The sequence below is a fragment of the Streptomyces sp. NRRL F-2664 genome (assembly GCF_000719345.1).
In the GTDB taxonomy this organism is placed as follows: Bacteria; Actinomycetota; Actinomycetes; order Streptomycetales; family Streptomycetaceae; genus Streptomyces.
Genome location: NZ_JOFX01000310.1, coordinates 1 through 673 on the forward strand (window position 1 = coordinate 1; position 673 = coordinate 673).

The 673-nt window shown below is 67.9% G+C and carries 1 pseudogene; it reads right to left on the minus strand.

The window, feature by feature from the left end:
- Window positions 1-673 (minus strand): annotated as a pseudogene (locus IF89_RS39520) (ABC transporter substrate-binding protein); the annotation flags it as partial.

Here is a 673-nt window from a genome sequence, read left to right on the forward strand (position 1 = left end):
AGGTCGTAGATGCCGGCCAGGTCGGGCTGTTCGATGAGCTTGGCCTTGACGGCGTGGTCGGCCTGGGTCTTGAGGGTGGAGGCCAGCGGGTCGTCGGTGACGAGGATGCTCTGCCAGGCCGGGTCGATGACCTTCGCGTCGAGCGGCTTGCCGCCCTCGGCCGCCAGCTTGGCGTTGGCGGAGGCCTTGGCCTGCTCGGGGTTGGCGTTGATCCACTCGTTGGTCCTCACCGTGCCGCGCAGCACGGCCTCGACGACGTCGGGGTGGGCCTTGAGGAACTTCTGCGACACGATGATGTTCGTGATCACGAACTTCTTGTCGGGCCACAGGGCGGTCTCGTCGAGGAGGACGGAGCCGCCGTCGGTGACGAGCTTGGAGGCGGTGGGCTCGGGCACCCAGGCGCCGTCGATCGAGCCCTGCTCGAAGGCGTCTGGGGTGACCTTGTTGTCGGTGCGGACGACGGAGACGTCGCCCTTGCCGGACTCCGGGTCGACGCTCCAGCCCTTCTCGGAGATCCAGTTCAGGAACGCGACGTCCTGGGTGTTGCCCTTCTGCGGGGTGGCGATCCTCTTGCCCTTGAGGTCGTCCCAGGCCCTCCTGCAGGCCCACCAGCGCGGTGGCGTGCGTCAGGTTCGGGAAGTACCCGATCCGGACCTCGGACGCCGACAGCTTC